14 protein-coding genes and 1 pseudogene are annotated in these 15,072 nt (G+C 60.2%); 8 read left to right on the top strand and 7 right to left on the bottom strand.

The genetic code is table 11. The annotated features are described in order from the left end of the window. Positions 1-60: 60 nt before the first annotated feature. The 4 genes from EN738_RS02330 to EN738_RS02315 all read right to left on the bottom strand — a co-directional run bounded on the left by EN738_RS02330 (position 61) and on the right by EN738_RS02315 (position 4,363). Positions 61-945 carry a hypothetical protein gene (locus tag EN738_RS02330; RefSeq protein ID WP_127282293.1) on the bottom strand — a complete coding sequence of 295 codons (885 nt, stop codon included), beginning with the start codon at positions 943-945 and terminating at the stop codon, positions 61-63. After that, positions 942-1,337 carry a phage holin family protein gene (locus EN738_RS02325; protein ID WP_187331242.1) on the bottom strand — a complete coding sequence of 132 codons (396 nt, stop codon included), beginning with the start codon at positions 1,335-1,337 and terminating at the stop codon, positions 942-944. Before EN738_RS02325 ends, EN738_RS02330 begins: the two co-directional genes overlap by 4 nt. Further along, positions 1,334-1,909: a hypothetical protein gene (locus tag EN738_RS02320; protein WP_189605717.1), complete on the bottom strand. Its 576-nt coding sequence runs from the start codon at positions 1,907-1,909 to the stop codon at positions 1,334-1,336. The genes EN738_RS02325 and EN738_RS02320 overlap by 4 nt, the downstream gene beginning before the upstream one ends. 342 nt (positions 1,910-2,251) lie before the next feature. After that, the gene (locus EN738_RS02315; protein ID WP_127282292.1) at positions 2,252-4,363 is read right to left on the bottom strand and encodes a catalase; all 2,112 of its coding nucleotides are present in this window, start codon (positions 4,361-4,363) and stop codon (positions 2,252-2,254) included. A 658-nt stretch (positions 4,364-5,021) separates the two neighbouring features. Here EN738_RS02315 and EN738_RS02310 point away from each other — a divergent pair. From EN738_RS02310 to EN738_RS02275, 8 genes are read left to right on the top strand one after another with little or no spacing between them, the layout of a single operon-like run. Then, complete coding sequence (locus tag EN738_RS02310; RefSeq protein WP_127282316.1) at positions 5,022-7,415, top strand: FdhF/YdeP family oxidoreductase; 2,394 nt, start codon at positions 5,022-5,024, stop codon at positions 7,413-7,415. A gap of 56 nt (positions 7,416-7,471) precedes the next feature. After that, complete coding sequence (locus tag EN738_RS02305) at positions 7,472-8,038, top strand: cytochrome c (protein WP_189605722.1); 567 nt, start codon at positions 7,472-7,474, stop codon at positions 8,036-8,038. Between the two features lie 29 nt (positions 8,039-8,067). Next, positions 8,068-9,027 (top strand): cytochrome c oxidase subunit II, encoded by a 960-nt coding sequence (gene coxB, locus EN738_RS02300; RefSeq protein ID WP_127282314.1) that lies wholly within the window; start codon positions 8,068-8,070, stop codon positions 9,025-9,027. Further along, a complete protein-coding gene (gene ctaD, locus EN738_RS02295; protein ID WP_127282291.1) occupies positions 9,024-10,934 on the top strand; it encodes a cytochrome c oxidase subunit I in 1,911 nt (636 codons plus the stop codon). Before coxB ends, ctaD begins: the two co-directional genes overlap by 4 nt. Then, positions 10,931-11,533: a cytochrome c oxidase subunit 3 gene (locus tag EN738_RS02290; protein ID WP_127282290.1), complete on the top strand. Its 603-nt coding sequence runs from the start codon at positions 10,931-10,933 to the stop codon at positions 11,531-11,533. Before ctaD ends, EN738_RS02290 begins: the two co-directional genes overlap by 4 nt. 32 nt (positions 11,534-11,565) lie before the next feature. Then, positions 11,566-11,838: a hypothetical protein gene (locus tag EN738_RS02285; RefSeq protein ID WP_127282289.1), complete on the top strand. Its 273-nt coding sequence runs from the start codon at positions 11,566-11,568 to the stop codon at positions 11,836-11,838. A 20-nt stretch (positions 11,839-11,858) separates the two neighbouring features. Next, positions 11,859-12,704, top strand: coding sequence for a cytochrome c oxidase assembly protein (locus EN738_RS02280; RefSeq protein WP_245494309.1), 846 nt, complete (start codon positions 11,859-11,861; stop codon positions 12,702-12,704). Next, positions 12,697-13,113: a c-type cytochrome gene (locus tag EN738_RS02275; protein WP_127282287.1), complete on the top strand. Its 417-nt coding sequence runs from the start codon at positions 12,697-12,699 to the stop codon at positions 13,111-13,113. Before EN738_RS02280 ends, EN738_RS02275 begins: the two co-directional genes overlap by 8 nt. 40 nt (positions 13,114-13,153) lie before the next feature. Here EN738_RS02275 and EN738_RS02270 read toward each other — a convergent pair whose 3' ends face one another. The 3 genes and pseudogenes from EN738_RS02270 to EN738_RS02260 all read right to left on the bottom strand — a co-directional run. Continuing rightward, positions 13,154-14,074 carry a cytochrome c gene (locus EN738_RS02270; protein ID WP_127282313.1) on the bottom strand — a complete coding sequence of 307 codons (921 nt, stop codon included), beginning with the start codon at positions 14,072-14,074 and terminating at the stop codon, positions 13,154-13,156. 365 nt (positions 14,075-14,439) lie between these two features. Continuing rightward, positions 14,440-14,799, bottom strand: a complete 360-nt coding sequence (locus EN738_RS02265; protein ID WP_127282286.1) for a hypothetical protein — start codon at positions 14,797-14,799, stop codon at positions 14,440-14,442. Continuing rightward, a pseudogene (locus tag EN738_RS02260) lies at positions 14,799-15,072 on the bottom strand (divalent metal cation transporter); the annotation flags it as partial. The gene EN738_RS02265 and the pseudogene EN738_RS02260, both read right to left, overlap by 1 nt.

Here is a 15,072-nt window from a genome sequence, read left to right as displayed (position 1 = left end):
TGCAGAGTCAGATTCTCTTCGCCAGAGTGACGGACAGCGTTAGATCAGGTTGCGGGGACGCTATGACGAACCTTGGGAAGACCCCTCCGACGACTCGGGCAACCGGTCGCGTATGGCTTCCTCGGTTTTTTCTACCGTCGATTTCACGACTTTGCCGACCTGGCCTGCTAGCGTGGCGGCATCTCCACCAGAGCCTTGCCGGTCGGCCTCTTCCTTGACAGTGTCGTAGGCTTCGGCGGCGACTTGCTTTACCTGCTCGAGGCCTGTTTCGAAAGCCTTCTCTGCGGTGTCGCGAAGTTTGTCGCTGTAGCCGCCAAGCTGTTCATCTTCCGTGGTCGTGCGGGGCAGCATCGTGCCCAGCGCAGTGCCAAGGACAAGGCCAACTGCTGCGACTGCCAGCGGTTCTCGTTCCAATATATCCTGTGCCGATTGACGTGCCCGGGCCTTCATCTCACTAGCGCCTGATCCAAGCTGCCCGGCCGAACCCGTGATCCCTTCCATTGCGCCCGTTGCGGCGTTGGCCGCAGTTGTGATCGCATCGCTTGCAGCTGATGCAACTGAGTCCGCAGTATCGGAGAGCATCGCCGCAATTCCGGAACCTTCGCTGTCCTCATTGAGCTCATCGACGGGTCGGTCGGACAGGGAGTCGCTTGGCCTCATGCCTGTATGGTTGCCAGCCGCTGAAGTGGTCGCTGACGCCCCGTTGCCAAGCATGAGCCAGGCCAGGCCGGCTCCAACCAACGTTAGCGGCAGCGGGTTGTCCCTGACCTGCGCCTTGAGATTGCCAAGCATGGCGGCTCCCTCACCGCCGGCAAACATTCCGGTAAATTCATCGATCAATTGACCGGGAGTCATCCTGCTGCGGATGGAATCAGCGGTGTCCACGACTTTCGCCCGGGCGATATCGGCATCTCGTTCCAGCTCGGCTGCGGATTTCTCGCTCATTTTATTTGTTCCTTGATCACGCGTGCGTCACGCTTGAGTTGGTCTTGTGTCCGATCCGGCGTCAGCTCAGAAGGGGCCATGCTTGCTGTGCCGCTGCGCAACAGAAAGATGCCCAGGATTGCGACAGCGATACCGACGAGAAGCGAGGACCACCCCGGTCCCAGACCGGCATTCGCCAATGCGATCACGAGAGCTTGCAAGAGCACGATCAAGGCGGCGAGAATGCAAATCGCGCCGCCCAAAAACTCGACCGCACCCGCGCCGACCTTGCTCAGGCTTTCCGACATCTCAGCCCGCAATAGCCGGCTTTCGGTTTGAAGCAGCGTCGTGACCTGCTGTGCCAGATCGCCGATGAGGGTGGTGAGACCGCGATTGTCCTGATTACCGATCATGGCTCTCCTCCGTGCTTGCGGCCCCGGTCATCGCCAGCCGGGCTGGAGCGGGGCTGCGTCGGTTCAGTTGTCCCCGACGGCCGCGATCCAAAACTTTCGACAGGGCGTGATGAGCTCTTGATGAACCTCCCCAGCGCCAAGCCTGCCAACACTGAACCGGCGATCAGCGCCCCGGAATTTTCGCGGCCGAACGATTGGATCTCGCCAAGAACCTCTTCGAATGGCTTGTCCCGTAATGAAGTTGAAAGCCGTTCGAGGCCGCCCGCGGCATCGAGGACGAACTTCGATGCGGTTCGTTGATCGTTGTTGGCAAGGTGTTCGCTTGCCGCTCGCAGCGCTCCGCCAAAGACCCTCAGGTTGGCGCTGACATCGTGTTGTGTTCCCTCGGCCTTGTTGAACAACGCCTGCTTTGCTTCCGAGGCATAGTCGCTCGCCTTTCTGGTGAGTTCATCGCGAGCACTATGCAGCGCTTCTGTCGCGGTCTGCGTTGCCTGCTGGAAGGTTTCGGACAGTTCGCTTTTGGCTGTTTCGAAATCGGCCGGCTTACGGCCGTGATCGTCTTCGCGCTGCATGGGATCTCCTAATGGATTCCGAGGAAGGAGAGGATCGCAAGCACGACGACGACAAAGCCGATCAGGTAAATGACGCTGTTCATGGCAGCAATCTCCTCGATTGGATATCGAACTTACCGGCGACCATCAGGTTCCATCCGTTTTCACTAAATTAGCGAGATCGATTCCTGCGACTCATCCGTCGAGCCGCGCGCGGGGTCGCTAGCGCCCTCTGCCAAGGCGCTACGAGACCACCGTGCCGCTTCTGTGGTGACCAAGTGGATGCCGAGGGAACTGTTTTCTAAGCTGACAATTGAGATGCAGGGAAGGTCTCAGCAAGACAACAGTCGTCCCCACCCTCTTCTAGAGCTTGACGGCCGGTTCCCTCCCCCAGAGACGCAGTCTCCGGCAGGATTGCACGAACGCGTTTATCCCGCTCACCCCGTCGAGCGATATCAGCCCTTCGTCTGCGTCGGTTGCAACCCCGGCTTTGACAAAAAGCGGGGAGGAAGACTGAACAAAGGCGATGAACTTGAGATGAGCAAAGGCGTCCGCCACGAAGTCCCGCGCTGCTGACTCTTTGGCTAGCCGATCTGCTCCCTCTTCCGACAACAGGACAGCTATGGCATCGAACAGGACGGAGGGTCCTCCGTCGATCATATGCCTGGCTTCGATCCAGCTTCCATCCCCGGCTTCGACACCGCCGACTTTCGGGGCAACCACCTCCATCGTCGCACCTTCCTTCTCGATCGCCGATTGCAGCTTCTTCAGCAACGCGGCATCGGTGCCGGAACTCACCAGCACGCCGACCTTGCGTCCCGCGAAACTGTCTGGCCCATTCTCGATTATGCTGAGCGCCGGTGAGGGCTCGAGATCGTCCCTTGGCACGACAGCGGCATCCGCCGGCTTGGGCATTTCTTGTATGCCGAGCTTGCCAGCGACGGTGACGCCCAATCCTTCGTCGATGTTGAGGAGATGCGAGACCATCCGCTCGCGGATGACTGGGGTCTCCACCTTGCTCAGTTCGAAGGTCAAAGCCATTGCGATGTGACGTTGTTCGGGTGGCGTCTGGCTGTTGAAGAATTGCCGCGCCTGGCTGTAGTGATCGGCGAAACTTTCCGCCCGCAGGCGGACTTTCTGGCCTTCCTCCGCGTCCGCAAAAGACCGAAATCCGCGCTGTGGTGACTCCCTGGGTCCTTCTCCGAAAGAGTTCGGCTGGTAGTTCGCCCGGCCGACAGGGTTGCGCATTGCCATATGCCCATCTTGCTGGAAGTGGTGGAAAGGACATTTGGGCGCATTGATCGGAATATGGGTGAAGTTCGCACTGCCAAGGCGTTTCAGCTGCGTGTCCAGATACGAGAAGTTCCGCCCCTGAAGCAGTGGGTCGTTCGAGAAGTCGACGCCAGGTGGAACGTTTTGCGTCATGAATGCCACCTGCTCGGTCTCGGCAAAGAAATTGTCCGGCATGCGGTCGAGAACGAGGCGACCGACAGGAATTGGCTCGAGCTCTTCCTCCGGAATGATCTTCGTTGGATCCAGGACGTCAAAAGCGAAACTGTCGGCGAAGGCCTGGTCGAAGAGCTGAACCCGCAGCTCCCACTCAGGGAAATTGCCCGACTGGATTGCCTGCCACAGATCGCGGCGATGGAAATCCGGATCGGCGCCGTTGATCTTCACGGCCTCGTTCCAGACCACCGACTGCAGGCCGAGCTTCGGCTTCCAGTGAAACTTGACGAAGGTCGACTCATCCTTCGCGTTCAGGAAGCGAAAGGTGTGCACCCCGAACCCTTCCATGAACCGAAAGGAGCGCGGGATAGCGCGATCCGACATCACCCACATGATCATGTGCATGGATTCGGGCGTCAGCGAAATAAAATCCCAGAAATTGTCATGCGCGGACTGGGCTTGGGGAAAGGCCCGGTCCGGCTCCTCCTTGACGGCATGCACCATGTCCGGAAACTTGATGGCGTCCTGGATGAAGAAGACCGGGATGTTATTGCCGACGATGTCCCAGTTCCCTTCTTTGGTGTAGAGCTTGACCGCGAAGCCCCGGACGTCGCGCGCCAGATCGAACGAGCCCTTGGATCCGGCAACGGTGGAGAACCGGACGAAGGCCGGCGTCTTCTCGCCGGCGCGCTGAAAGATGTCGGCGCGGGTGTATTTGGCGAGCGAGTCATAGGTTTCGAAATAGCCGTGCGCGCCGTAGCCACGAGCATGCACGACACGCTCGGGAATCCGCTCGTGGTCGAAGTGGAAAATCTTCTCGCGGAAGTGGAAATCTTCCAGGACCGTCGGCCCCCGCTCGCCGATCCTCAGCGAGTTCTGGTCATCCGAGACCAAGCCGCCCTGCGCAGTGGTGAGGACTGCGTTGTCATCCCCTACGATCTGGTGAAGCTCTCCCCCATTGCCCCGCACAAGCTTTTGGTCATGGATTATCGCGGACTTGCCTGAGGGCCGTTTTGCCGTCTTTACCATTGTGCTTTTCCCAAGGATCGAGGAGCAGGTTGAACTCTCTCAATGCCGGGGTGCACACTAGGTTCCTGAAAACTCCAGACCTGCGGAAAGGTCTCGCATCTCGAGCACGTCGAGTTTTTCGTTGAATGGAGCGCAAGAGGCTTTGGGATCCGCGGGGGCAGCCGGTCTCGTCGGAAGCCGCTTGCCCCTGCGTCGACGGCACTAGCCGTCCTGCGCCTAGCCGACTAGCCAATGCGACTGATGTCCCACGAAATCTCCTCGGGGAACCTGCGTCGCAGTCGAAGGTTCTTGGTGATGGCAACTCACCCAATCTATGAGCGTGCTCACCTCGATCGGCACGTTGATCTCTCGTCCCGCCGCCTACCTGGCTCGCGGGAACGTGTGCGGCGCGCTTGCGTTATCTGGGACGCTTGGAACAGAGGTTCGGAGACCTGAGAAGGCGGGTTATGAAAAACCCAGAGGCGTACGCCCCGCTGCACGCGAGCTTTCTCGTGAACGCTATACCAGGCCAGGGGCGCCGGGAGCACGACGCAAGTCGGCGCAGGACATCAATCACCATGAGGTGGGAGCGTGGCCGTTCGCGCGCCTTGGAGCAAGACGATTACAGGCTCCGCTTGAGGAGAAGCCTGGCCCGTGCCTCAGGCAGATGGGGTTAAAAATGACATTGAAGACTAGCTCCATTTCCAAGCCCTACGGTGGGCCGGCCGGCGGCTGGGGTTCAGCCAAATCCGTGGCTGCGATCATTTTGAGAGAACGCGTCCCCTTGAAAGGACCAAGATTGCTTTCGACCCAGAACCGGCCGGAAGGCTACATGTGTGTCAGTTGCGCCTGGGCAAAACCTTCACAACCGCATCCACTCGAATTCTGCGAAAACGGCGCGAAGGCGACCGCGTGGGAAATCACCTCTCGCAGGGCCGACCCCGCATTCTTCGCCGGAAAGCCGCTGAGCGAGCTGGAGCTCTGGCCAGATCATGATCTGGAGGAACAGGGCCGGCTGACCCAACCGCTGCGCTGGGACGCGGCCAGTGACAAGTATTTGCCGGTGGCCTGGTCCGAGGCGTTCGACGAAATCGGCAGGGAGCTTCGCGCGCTCGATCCCCATCAGGTCGACCTCTACACCTCCGGCCGAGCATCGCTCGAAGCGAGCTACATGTACCAGTTGTTCGCGCGCATGTACGGCAGCAACAACCTGCCTGACAGTTCCAACATGTGCCACGAGAGTTCCTCGGTGGCGCTTCCAGAAAGCATCGGCGCCTCTGTCGGCACGGCTATTTTGTCGGACTTCGAAAACACCGACTGTATTTTCTATATCGCACAGAACGTGGGCACGTCGTCACCTCGCCTGCTCCACGACCTTCAGGATGCCGTCAATCGTGGCGTGAAGATCATCACCTTCAATCTGCTGCGCGAACGCGGCCTGGAACGCTTCGTCAACCCGCAGTCACCAGTCCAGATGCTGACCGGGAAAGAGACGCAGATTTCCTCGGAATATTATCAGGTCAACAATGGCGGCGACATCGCGGCGTTGTTCGGCGTCTGCAAGGCGCTCATCGAAGCCGACGACGCCCTGAAGGCATCCGGAAACAGTCGCGTGGCGGGAGAGGACGGCAAGCCGAAGGACCCGAACAATGCGGCGATGGTCGCTTTCGCCGCCTCGATCGCTTCAGCCGACAAAAAGCACGTGCTCGATCATGATTTCATCAAGCAGCATACTGCCGGATTCGAGGAATTTGCCCAAGCTGCCCGCGATCACAAATGGAGCGAATTGGAGCGTGTATCCGGGCTCAGCCGCGACCAGATGATGCAAGCAGCGGCCACCTATGCGAAATCCGATGCCGTCATGATGGTATACGGCATGGGGCTGACGCAGCACCTTATGGGTGTCCAGAACGTCCATATGGTTTGCAATCTCGCACTGCTGCGCGGGAACATTGGCAAGCCTGGAGCGAATATCTGCGCCGTACGCGGCCATTCCAATGTTCAGGGACAACGCACCGTCGGGATCACCGAAAAGCCCGGGCTGGCGCCGCTGGACAAGCTTTCCGAACTTTATGGCTTCGAGCCGCCGCGCTGGACGGGCCGAACCACAGTCGAAACCTGCGAAGCCATCATGAACGGCCAGTCCCGCGCCTTCATCGGCCTTGGTGGGAACTTCTTGAAAGCGGTGCCTGATACCGCCGCCATGGAAGAGGGGTGGCGCAAACTGCGTCTGAGCGTGCAGATCGCGACCAAGCTTAACCGCAGCCACGTATTGCATGGCGAGATTGCATATCTCCTGCCCTGCCTCGGCCGCATCGAACTCGACCAGCAAGCGACGGGACCGCAGGCCGTGTCCATCGAAAGTTCCATTGCCCATTTCCACGGATCGCGCGGCAAAGCTAGGCCCGTCAGTACCGCGCTGCTATCGGAGCCTGCAATCATCGCCGGGATAGCCAAGGCCACGCTCGGCGAAACCAAGGTTCCGTGGGACGCCTGGGTCGGCAACTACGCCGAGATACGAAACGCCATCGAGCGGACGTACCCGGAAACCTTCAAGGACTTCAACGAGCGGATGTTCAAACCGGGTGGCTTTGCCAGGCCGCTGCCGGCACGCGAACGCAAGTGGGTGACCAAAAGCGGAAAGGCAAATTTCATCACGCCAGCCAAACTCTTTCCTGAATTCTCAACCTCTGGCAGGGCCGACGTTCTGCACCTTGCAACGCTGCGATCCAACGATCAGTTCAACACCACGATCTACGGCTACAGTGACCGCTTTCGCGGCGTTGAAGGCACGCGCCGAATTATATTCATGAACGGCGAAGACATCCTCCGACTAGGCTTCGCCGATGGCGAGATCGTCGATGTGACCACGGCGATCGATGACAATGTCGCCCGCACGGTCACCGGTCTGAAGATCGTTCCCTACAATATCCCGAAGGGCTGTTGCGGGGCGTATTATCCCGAAACCAACCCGCTCTTTCCCTTGGCGCATCACGACCCGAAGTCGAAGACGCCGTCCTACAAGCTTTTGCCAGTCCGTCTCAGCCGATCACACCTAACTCCCGTTGGTTGACCCCCAGGGCAGAGGAACGCTTGACAGAGAGGGTTTTCAGCATTGCGAAGTCGGTCCTGGCGGTTGCGGCTCTCCTGTCCCTCGCCAGCGCAGGTGGGGTGCTTGGCTATTTGCGGCAGCCAAGAGAGCTCCGTTTCGAACCGCCGGTTGCAGCTGATCTCGACCGGTTCCGCCTCATGTCCAACGGCATCGGGGGCACGCCGCCCGAGAGCTATTTCGCACTTGGCAAGCCATACGAGGCTGACGCCTACAATCTAAGCCAGGGCAAGCGGCTTTATGCCTGGTTCGGTTGCGGTACCTGTCATGGTGACGGTCGCGGCGGGGTCGGTCCGTCCTTTCTCGATGGCTGGTGGCTTTATGGGCCTGAGATGGTTTCCATCGTGGCTTCCATTCGTGACGGCCGCCCGCACGGTATGCCCGCGTTTCGCGACCGCCTGACCATCGAGCAAATTTGGCAGCTTGCGGGATATGTCCAGACGATCGGTTCCTACAGCCCGAAGGTGGCGGCACCCAGTCGCAACGACGACAAACAAACTCGCCCGGCCGAGAATCGCGGTCCGGCGATAATCCTTTTCGACGAGGGACCAGTAGGCGTCCACCCGGATCAGGGACCCTCGCCTTGAGAAATGTTCGCCTTATTCTGCTTTCAATCATGGCTGTTGCATCTGCCTGCAGCGGCAAGCAGTCCGCGCTTGATCCGCACGGCGGTCCTGCAATTCATGTCGAGCACCTGATCATCGGTATAGTCGCCGTGTGCACGGTGATCTGGATCGTGGTGATCGTCGTGCTTGGCTTGGCGCTCCTGCGGAGCCGCCGCGCCGGAGCGGAAGACGCAAGCCCCGAGGGCCGGCTGACAACAGTGGTGTCTGCCGCGGTCGCGGCCAGCGTTGTCATCATCGCCGGTCTGACGATTGCAAGCTTCTACACCACCCGCAACATTGGTGTTCCGGGCAGCGCGGCCCTCACGATCACGGTGCGGGGACAGCAATGGTGGTGGCAGGTATTCTACGCCGGCTCCGATGCCTCGCCCGGCTTTCAGACGGCCAACGAAATCCACATCCCCGTGGGGACGGATGTCCAGGTCCGGCTTGAAGGCGTCGATGTCATCCATTCGTTCTGGGTGCCAAGCCTCGCCGGAAAGCAAGACGCTGTCCCGGGCCGGTCCAACAGTTTGCTGCTGCGTGCCGAAAAGCCCGGGGCGTATCGGGGCCAATGCGCGGAATTCTGCGGCTTGCAGCACAGCCACATGGCAGTCCTGGTGATCGCCGAGGCGCCGGCCGACTTTGAACGCTGGGCTGCGGTGCAACGTGGTGATGCGTTGACGCCGGCCGATCCGGATGCGGCCGCTGGGCAAGTGGCTTTTCTGGCCAAGCCCTGTTCGGCCTGCCACACGGTACGCGGTACGGCCGCCAAAGGCACGACCGGACCAGACCTCACTCACATCGGCGGACGTCAGACGATCGCGGCCGGGCTGCTGGAAACCACGCGTGGTTCGTTGGCGGCCTGGATTGCCGATCCCCAGACGCTCAAACCCGGGAACAACATGCCGATGGTGCCGCTGACCAGCGTCGAGCTGCAAAATATCTCCGCCTACATGGAGAGCCTGAAATGACGGCAAGAAATGCCGGCGCGCTTCGTGACACAGCATTCGACGCTGCTGAAATCGACCGTCGACTTGCGGCGATCTGGTCGACAACGCCGGGCGTGTGGGGTGCCCTTGCCACGGTCGATCACAAAGTCATCGGCCGACGCTACATCACCACTGCCTTTGTCTTCCTGGCGCTTGGCGGATTGCTGTCCCTGCTAATGCGATTGCAACTGGCGCAACCCGAAGCTCGCTTCATCGGGCCCGATCGCTACAACCAGATTTTCACCATGCACGGCACGAACATGATGTTCCTCTTCGCTGTGCCCGTCATGCAGGCGATGGCGGTCTACCTCGTGCCCTTGATGGTTGGGACCAGAAACGTCGCCTTTCCGCGTCTCAATGCATTCTCTTATTGGATGTATCTCGCCGGCGGTTTGCTTCTATGGATCGCCTTTGTGCTCGACACGGGACCGGATGTCGGCTGGTTCGCCTATGTCCCGCTCTCCGGTCCCCAATATGCGGCTGGAAAGCGGGCCGACATCTGGGCGCAGATGATCACCTTCACCGAAGTCTCCGCGCTTGCGGTAGCCGTCGAGATCGTCGTGACTGTCTTCAAGCACCGCGCGCCAGGAATGTCTCTCGACCGTATCCCGTTGTTCGTCTGGTCGATGCTGGTCACGTCGTTTGTTGTCATCCTGGCGATGCCGGCGATCATGGTCGCAAGCACGGCCCTTATTCTCGACCGACTGGTCGAGACACATTTCTTCAATCCGGCCGAAGGCGGCGATGTACTGCTATGGCAACACCTGTTCTGGTTTTTCGGACACCCGGAGGTTTACATCATCTTCCTGCCGGCGGTGGGGATGGTATCGACAATCGTCGCGACGTTTACGCGTCGGCCGGTGTTCGGCCATCTGGCCATGGTGATGGCATTGATCGCCACGGGTATCCTGGCCTTTGGGCTTTGGGTCCATCATATGTTCGTCGCCGGCCTTCCCCGGTTGGGAGAGAGCTTTTTCACCGCCTCGAGCATGGCGATCGCGGTTCCGGCGGGACTGCAGATATTCTGTTGGCTCGCGACGATATGGGCAGGCAGACCGATCTTCAAGACGCCATTCTTGTTCGCAATCGGGTTCATCGTCACCTTCGTCATCGGTGGTCTGACCGGAGTGATGGTGGCGTCTGTGCCGTTCGACACCCAAGTCCACGACACCTATTTCGTCGTCGCGCATTTTCACTACGTCCTGGTCGGAGGCGCGGTCTTTCCTTTGCTCGGCGCGCTCTACTACTGGTTCCCGAAGCTGACCGGGCGGTTGATGAGCGAGACACTCGGACGCTGGGTGTTCGGCCTGATCTTCGTGGGCTTCAACCTGACTTTTTTCCCCATGCATATCCTCGGCCTGCAGGGCATGCCGCGCCGGATCTACACCTACCAGCCAGAGATGCCATGGTCCGGCCTGAATATGTTCATCAGCCTCAGCGCGGTCATCCTTGCTGGCGGCTTTCTTTTGTTTTTCATCGACGTCATACGCAGTGCGAGGACAGGCGCCGTCGCGTCGTCCAACCCTTGGGAGGCCTCGACGCTCGAATGGGCCACCTCGTCCCCACCACCGCCGTACAACTTCGCCCGGCTACCGGTGGTCGGCGGCCTTGATCCCCTGGCGGACCGCCGAGATGTCCTTCCCGTTGCTGCGGGCCTGCGCGTCGACCGTCGTGAGCTGTTGGTCAGCAGCATCGTTGAAGCGACCCCGGAGGCGCGTGAAGCGTCATCCGGGGATTCGATCTGGCCGCTATTGGCGGCAATCGCCACCACCGCGACGCTGATCTGGTCGATATTCACACCCTGGGCGGTGGTCTGGGGATCGATACCAATCGCGATTGCACTCATTGGCTGGTTCTGGCCCAAGGGCGTGCCGGAGGACGAGTCATGAAGGAAGGCGTGGTGCTCGACTTGACGGACCTTCCCCCGCACGGCCTCGGCACCGCGAGCTTGTCCTGGTGGGGGACGCTCGCCTTCATGCTTATTGAAGGCACTGGCTTTGCGCTTTCCATCGTCGTCTACCTCTATCTCATGAGCCTGGCACCACGTTGGCCTCCGGACGCCCCGCCACCCGATCTGCTGCCTGGGACGACGCTGACGGTTTTCCTGGTGGCAAGCTTGTTTCCGAACATCTTGTTGGCGCGCTGGGCGCGCGACCAGGACTTGCGGAAGGTGCGTATCGGGCTAATCATCATGTCCCTGATCGGAATAGCGCCGCTTGTCCTACGTGCCTTCGAGTTTCCGGCGATGCATATCCAGTGGGATCAGAATGCCTACGGGTCGATCGTGTGGGTCATGCTCGGCCTGCACACCACCCATATCCTGACCGATCTGGTGGAGACGTTGGTACTGACTTGCCTGATGTTTTCGCGGCATGGCGACAATCCGCGGCGCTTTGGGGATGTCAGCGACAATGTGATGTACTGGAACTTCGTCGTGGCGACCTGGTTGCCAATGTATGCCTGCCTCTATTGGGCTCCACGGCTTTGACCAAAAGTTGGCTCCGAAACGCTGGACTCCTTGTGCCGCCCATAAGCTGGGCGCTCAGCACCCAGCTTGGGCAGATCACACCCTACATCGATTGCCGGCAAAGTTTTTCCTGGACCGCCGCCTTGTGCGGCATCCTTCTCGTTGCGTCGGTCGCCGGCGTCGCTGCATCTCTGGTGACGTCAAATGGATTGGTCAAATCGAAGCGTTTTGTCGTTGACGCAGGTTTCCTAGTCGCACTGGCGTTTGTCTTTGCGTTGTCGTTGCAGGAGGCGGCCACGATGCTGCTCGACCCATGCCAGCGCTGATCCGCATACTGTTCTTCTTCATGATCGCTTCCCCGGCAATGGCGCACGGCGACGAGACCCATGGTTCTGGCTATCCCTGGACGTTTGACCCGTGGATCGTCGTGCCACTTGCGATGCTTGCACTACTCTACGGAGCGGGCGTGACAAGGCTGGCACGGCGCGCGCGGCAACCCGGCGGCATGCTCATGCGCGCTTTGCTCTACTGTAGCGGCTGGCTGACACTGGCGGCGGCGCTGCTGTCGCCGCTTCACTGGCTAGGTGAGCACCTCTATACATTCCATATGATCGAGCACGAGATGGTCATGGCCGTCTCGGCACCTTTGATCGTGCTTGCGCGTCCGGTTGGCATCCTGCTGTGGGGGCTGCCAGGACGAGCACGTCGCGTGGCTGCATCAGGGATGTGTTCGCCCCTGGTTCGCGCTCCGTGGGACTGGTGTACGGGCACCTTGAATGCGACCATCATTCATGGCTCCGCGATCTGGGCCTGGCACCTGCCGGTATTGTTCGACGCGGCCGTCACCAACACTGCCCTGCATCGCGTCCAGCATCTTTGCTTCTTTGTGACAGCGATATTGTTCTGGTGGGCGATGATCTGGCGGAGTGATTACGGCGCCTCGGCCTGGCACCTGTTCGCGACCATGGTTCACACGAGTATTCTGGGTGCCTTGATCGCTCTCGCTCCACGCGTGCTCTACATCGCGCAGACCCGGACTGCCATGGCCTGGGGGCTGACGCCTCTGGAAGACCAGCAATTGGCGGGCATGATCATGTGGGTGCCGGCCGGCACGATCTATGCGGTGGCGGCAATGGCGATGCTTGCGCTCTGGATTCTGGGATCGAGTGAACGAAGGGCGCAAAATGCCTGACCTGCCGACACCTCTCTCAGGCCGCGCCGCCTTAATAGGCATTGCCCTCGTCGCGGCATCGGCCGCTTTTGCCACAATCAATATCGCGCGCGACAACCACAGCCGGGCGGCCGTAGCCAAAGCGATCACCGACGGCGATCCCGCACGCGCACCGGAAATCTTCCGACGATACGGCTGCTCCGGCTGCCACACTATTGAGGGGATACCGGGAGCCGACGGCCAGACAGGCGCGCCTCTCACTGGGCTGTCGAAGCGGCTGTACATCGCGGGCGTACTGGAAAACAATTCCGACAACCTTGTCGCATGGATCGTTTCGCCCCGGAGCTTCTCCCCGCGGACTGCGATGCCGGCGACCGGTATCTCGCAACAGGAAGCCAAAGACCTCGCAGCGTATCTCTACGCACAATGAAGCGGATGAAATGTCCCTCCATGCTTTCCCGGGAATTGCTTCAAGGGCGCGGCGTGGCAACCGGTGGCAGACGTTTGATATAACGTGCAATCGCCTGGCGGTCGCTGTCAGGCAGCATTGCCGTATTCGTCACCACATCGGCCATGGAGGATCCGACGCGACCGTGGCTGGGCGTTTCCCCAGTTTTGAGCATCGTCGCGATGTCGTCCTCTGTCCATCCGCCCAATCTGTGCTGCGTGATGTTTGGCACGAATCCCGTTCCTTGAGGATCGATGCCACCGGCAAATCGAGTGTCCGACTTGATGGCGCCAAAAGCGTTGCGGGTCGAATGGCACTCAGCGCAATGCGAGACGGACTCGACGAGATACGCGCCGCGATCATGCACGGGATCTCCGTCGAGACGCGCTGAGGTCGCGCCTTGGCGAAAGAACATCATTTTCCAAATGCCCATGGACCGCCGGATGCCGAACAGGATCGCGGGATCATGCGGTGGCGCACGCCCCGAAACCTTGGGAAGCGTCCTGAGATAGGCGTGGAGGTCCCTGACGTCCTCGGCCGTCATGCTGGTAAAGCTCGTGTAGGGAAAAGAAGGGTAGTAGTGTTGACGCTCTGGCGACACGCCGCCGAGGAGTGCATTTGCCAAGTCGGTGACGGTCCATGCGCCGATGCCATCCACCGGATCGGGAGATATGTTGGGAGGCCGAAAGGTGCCGAATGGTGAAGCGAGCGCCATCCCGCCGCCCAGCTTCAGGCGATCGGATTGCCCCGGTGTCGCATGACAGGAAGCGCAATCCCCTGCCGCGAAGACGAGCTCACCATGCGCGACATCGACCGGGCCTTCAAATTGCTGATCCTGGTTCGAGAAAGGGGGCTGCGCCGCGGTCATGTACCACAAGACCGTACCAACGCCGCTTGCACATAGGAAAACTGTGAGAGCAATTTTCCACACTGTGCTCGCCATGACGTGCCGCAAGCTGTTGGACGACCATGCCTTGCCCTTGCCGTCAATTCCCGCCTTCATATGAGAAAGTTGCTCGAGGGTGCATCGCAGCCGAGGTCTGGTTGGATCGGAGATATCGAGCTTCTCCCAGGGAATGCGGTACAGGCAGTCGCGGTGGCGCAAGCGAAACAAGTCCAGCATCGCGACGCCAATTGCCGAGACAGAGAGGCGCTCGAAAGCAGCGAAAATGCCGACGTGGAATTCGGTTACGACGAGATCGTCACCATCACGCTCGGCGCGTATCTCCTCAATGTGACCGACGCTTTTGCCGCGTAGCGATAGCACCCTTCGACCGGCAAGATGTTCGAGGTTGACGGAGGCCATGGTCAAGCTCCTGGGATGCGGCCGATGATGTGATCGCGCAGCCAGTCCTGCCAATCGAAGATCGCCGTCCGCCGCACATCGACGTCGACTTCGATGTCGACGCCGATATTTCGCACCTTCTTCCACGCTATGCGGTGCGGCTCGGCATGGCGTTTGCCGCCAAGTCTTGCCGCGAGCCAGGCCATCCAGCGTCCCGGTCGCGAACCAAGGCGGCGCGCCAGCGTGATCGAGCCAAGCTCGACCGCGACGATCCTGGGCGGTTTGCCGTGCCTCAACTCGGCCACCAATCCGTCCACCTTTCCGATCTTGACCTGCCTGCGGTCGACGACCTGTTTGTCCAGTAGATCGCGCAGCAGATCCATCACGAGCCTCCGAATATCTGCAAGGGTATGGCCACCACGGCAAGGACGAAACCCAGCGCAATGACGAAGATCACCGCGGCATTCGAAATCATGCCGTTGCGATGGTCGCCGACATAACGTTCATCGTTGAGCAGGAAGAGGAATGGCACCACGGTCAGGGGCAGGCTGGCTGCCGTGACTGCCATGGAGAAGATCGTGAGTTTCAGCGGGTCGAGGCCAAGGCCTATTGGTATGGCGGCAAGAAGCAGCGAGATCGTATAGACGCTGCAGAAG

This window comes from Mesorhizobium sp. M4B.F.Ca.ET.017.02.2.1, from assembly GCF_003998955.1.
Taxonomy (GTDB): domain Bacteria; phylum Pseudomonadota; class Alphaproteobacteria; order Rhizobiales; family Rhizobiaceae; genus Mesorhizobium; species Mesorhizobium abyssinicae.
This window is presented reverse-complemented; position numbering and strand designations above follow the sequence as displayed.